At 61.8% G+C, this 3,837-nt stretch carries 3 protein-coding genes; all 3 read right to left on the bottom strand.

The window, feature by feature from the left end; translation table 11 throughout:
- Positions 1-53 precede the first annotated feature (53 nt).
- The gene (locus GOV79_RS22225; protein ID WP_170791791.1) at positions 54-845 is read right to left on the bottom strand and encodes an FAD binding domain-containing protein; all 792 of its coding nucleotides are present in this window, start codon (positions 843-845) and stop codon (positions 54-56) included.
- A 103-nt stretch (positions 846-948) separates the two neighbouring features.
- Positions 949-3,309: a xanthine dehydrogenase family protein molybdopterin-binding subunit gene (locus GOV79_RS22220; RefSeq protein ID WP_170791790.1), complete on the bottom strand. Its 2,361-nt coding sequence runs from the start codon at positions 3,307-3,309 to the stop codon at positions 949-951.
- A 54-nt stretch (positions 3,310-3,363) separates the two neighbouring features.
- Positions 3,364-3,837: (2Fe-2S)-binding protein (locus tag GOV79_RS22215; protein ID WP_170791789.1), on the bottom strand; the 474-nt coding region annotated here is incomplete at its 5' end.

Genomic DNA, 3,837 nt, shown 5'->3' with positions numbered 1-3,837 from the left:
ATAAAAAAGCCCCGCTTTTGTTGCGGGGCTTTTGGGTTTGTTTGTCTAGGCGGTTACGCGCAGGCTTGTACGGCGCGTTTGGTCATGACGCTGACCAGATGCGCGCGGTAGTCTTTGCTGCCATGCAGATCGCCGATCATGTTCATCGGGTTCACCTTGAGACCCATCAGCGCGTCGGCGCGGAACTCTTTTGTCAGGGCTTCCTCGGCCTCAGACCAGCGGAACACGCCGTCCTCGCTGGCACCGGTCACGGCCACGCGGACACTATCCGCAAACCGCGCCAGATAGACACCCACCAACGCAAAGCGCGAGGCCGGCTGCAGGAACTTCTGATAGCTCGCCGCCTGCGGCACCGGGAAGCGGATGGATGTGATGATCTCACCCTCGTCCAGCGCCGTGGTGAACATGCCCTGAAAGAAATCATCCGCCGCGATCTGCCGCGCATTGGTCACAATAGTTGCGCCCGAGCCCAACACACCCGCCGGATAACAGGCCGCCGGATCGTTATTGGCCACCGAGCCACCAATGGTGCCGCGATTGCGCACTGCCGGATCCCCGATTTGCCCCGCCAATGCTGCCAGCGCCGGATAGCTTGCCGCCGCCTCGCGCGCCACCGTGGCGTGGGTCGTCGCCCCACCGATAGCGACCGAGCCATCATCCTCGATGCAAACCCCTTGCATCTCGGCAATCCCGCTCAGCGACACCAGCGCCGAGGGCGCCGCCAACCGCTGCTTCAACGTCGGGATCAGCGTCTGACCACCCCCCAACGCCTGCGCATCCTCAGCCCCCAACGCAGCCACCGCATCGGCGATGCTCGAGGGCTTCTCAAACTCGAAATTATACATTCCGCTTTTCCTTTCCAAAATCAGGACACGGCACGCCCCGCCCTTCTTCTGTTCAAAAATACCTCGGGGGTCCGGGGGCTGGCCCCCGGTCCACCCTCTCAACTCAGCTGTTCATCGCCGCCCAGACGCGCGACGGGCTGACCGGCATGTCGATGTGATCCACCGCTTTGCCGCCCGAGTTCATCGCATCCAGAACCGCATTGACCACAGCCGGCGGCGAGCCAATGGCCCCAGCCTCACCACAGCCCTTCACACCCAGCGGGTTATGCGTGCATGGCGTCTGGCTGGAATGATCCACGCCGTAGAAGGGCACATCATCGGCGCGCGGCATGGCGTAATCCATGAAGGACGCGCTCAGCAGCTGGCCATTCTCGTCATAGGCGCAGTTCTCCAGCAGAGCCTGACCGATACCCTGACCGATACCGCCATGCACCTGACCATCCACGATCATCGGGTTGACGATATTGCCAAAGTCATCGGCGGCGGTGAAGGCCTCGATGCTGACCTTGCCGGTCTCGGGGTCCAGTTCGACCTCGCAGGCATAGGCGCCCGAGGGGAAGGTAAAGTTGGCCGGGTCGTAAAACGCGGTCTCCTCCAGCCCCGGCTCGACCTCCAGCGGGTAGTTATGCGGCACATAGGCCGTCAGGGTCACATCGCCCCAGGCCACCGATTTATCGGTGCCCGCCACGCTGAACTGACCATCCTTCAGCTCAATATCAGCCTCCGACGCCTCCAGCAGGTGAGCGGCGATCTTCTTGGCCTTGTCGATCACCTTCTCGGTGGCCTTGACCATGGCCGAGCCGCAAACCGCCAGCGAGCGCGAGCCATAGGTGCCCATGCCAAACGGGATCTTCGAGGTGTCGCCATGCACGATCTCGACCATCGATTCATCGATGCCGATCATGTCGGCCACGACCTGCGGAAAGGCGGTCTCATGCCCTTGTCCATGGCTGTGTGCGCCGACCATGACGCTGATCGAGCCGGTGGCGTTCACCCGCACGGTCGCCGCGTCATAGAGACCCGCGCGCGCGCCCAGCATGCCCACGATGTTCGACGGCGCTATGCCGCAGGCCTCGATATAGCAGTTAATTCCAAGGCCCCGCAGCTTGCCCTTGGCCTCGCTTTCCGCGCGCCGCGCGGCAAAGCCCGCCAGATCGGCGGCGGCCTCCAGCTTGTCCATGGTCCCGTTGTAATCGCCGGTGTCATAGGTCAGCGCCACCGGCGTGTCATAGGGGAACTGGGTGATGAAGTTCTGACGGCGCAGCGCAATGGGATCGACCCCCAACTCGCGCGCGGCTTTGTCGACGACGCGCTCCAGCTGATAGGTCGCCTCGGGCCGGCCTGCGCCGCGATACGCATCCACCGGCACCGTGTTGGTGAACATCGCCTTCACGTTCACCTGAATGACCGGCGTCTTGTAATTGCCTGCCATCAGCGTGCCGTGCAGCCATGTGGGCACGGAACTTGAGAAGGTCGACAGATAGGCGCCAAGGTTCGCAAAGGTGTTGGTGCGCAGACCGACAAAGTTATTGTCCGCATCCAGCGCCAGTTCGATCGTGCTGACATGGTCGCGGCCATGAGCATCGGACATGAACGCCTCGGACCGGCTGGCCGACCACTTCACAGGCCGGTTGCAGGCCTTGGCCGCAAAGGTCACAAATGCCTCTTCCGCATAGTGGAAGATCTTGGTGCCAAAACCACCGCCCACATCCGGGGCCACCACGCGCACCTTATGCTCCGGCAGGCCCAGAACGAAGGCGCACATCAGCAGGCGGATCACATGCGGGTTCTGCGAAGTGGTATAGAGCGTATACTCCTCGGTCCCGCGGCTGTATTCCGCCACCGCCACGCGCGGCTCCATTGGGTTGGCAACCAGACGGTTGTTCACCAGATCCAGCGTGGTCACATGGGCGGCATTGGCAAAGACCTCATTGACCTTAGCGTCATCCGCCTCACCCAGCTGCCAGTCATAGCAGATGTTGTTCTTCAGATCGTCATGGACCAGCGTCGCGCCCTCCTGGGCGGCGGCTTTCATGTCGATCACGGCGGGCAGTTCTTCGATATCGAGATCGATCGCCTCGGCCGCGTCGCGCGCCTGTTCCAGGCTGTCAGCCACCACGGCCGCGATGGGATCGCCCACATGACGCACTTTACCTTGCGCCAGAATGGGGTGCGCCGGTTCCTGCATGGGCGCACCGTGCTTGTCGGTCACCTCCCAGCCGCAGGGGATGCCGCCCACCCCTTCGAAATCCTTGCCGGTGAACACTTTGACGACACCGGGCATGCCTTCGGCTGCCGAGGTGTCGATGCTGGTGATCCGGCCATGCGCGATATCCGAGCGTAGGAAATACACATAGGCTTGTCCGGCCACGTTGATGTCGTCGGTATAATTGCCCGCTCCGGTCAGAAAGCGCACGTCCTCGCGCCGCTTGGAACTGGCTCCGATGCCACTGTCTTTGGGCATTGCTTGATCTCCTCCCTGGAAAAGAATTTTCGACGAAAATTCTTGCCCGCCGCCCTATTCGGCAGCGATGTTGCTCACGTCCTGACCCGATGCGGCCATGATCGCCTTGACGATGTTATGATAGCCCGTGCACCGGCACAGGTTGCCTTCCAGATAATGCCGGATCTCGGCCTCGGTCGGACGCGGATTGTCCTTCAGCAAGGCCGCCGCACTCATCACCATCCCCGGCGTGCAGAACCCGCACTGAAGACCGTGATGATCCTGAAACGCCTGCTGGATCACGTTCAAAGACCCATCCGCAGTCGCCTGACCTTCAATCGTGCCAACATCAGACCCGTCCGCCTCAAGCGCAAGCATGTTGCAAGACTTCACAGCCTGACCATCCACATGCACAACACACGCACCACACTGCGCCGTGTCACACCCAACATGCGTCCCTGTCATCCCCAAATGATCACGCAAAAATCCAGACAATAACGTCCGTCCCTCAACTTCACCGCTCACAGCTACGCCGTTCACAGTCATCGA

Origin of the sequence: Ruegeria lacuscaerulensis (genome assembly GCF_013034745.1) — a bacterium.
Taxonomy (GTDB): domain Bacteria; phylum Pseudomonadota; class Alphaproteobacteria; order Rhodobacterales; family Rhodobacteraceae; genus Ruegeria; species Ruegeria lacuscaerulensis_B.
This window is presented reverse-complemented; position numbering and strand designations above follow the sequence as displayed.

Excerpts from the sequence above, each read along its gene's own strand:
- GOV79_RS22225 (WP_170791791.1), bottom strand. The coding sequence starts at position 845 with ATGTATAATTTCGAGTTTGAGAAGCCCTCGAGCATCGCCGATGCGGTG.
- GOV79_RS22220 (WP_170791790.1), bottom strand. The coding sequence starts at position 3,309 with ATGCCCAAAGACAGTGGCATCGGAGCCAGTTCCAAGCGGCGCGAGGAC.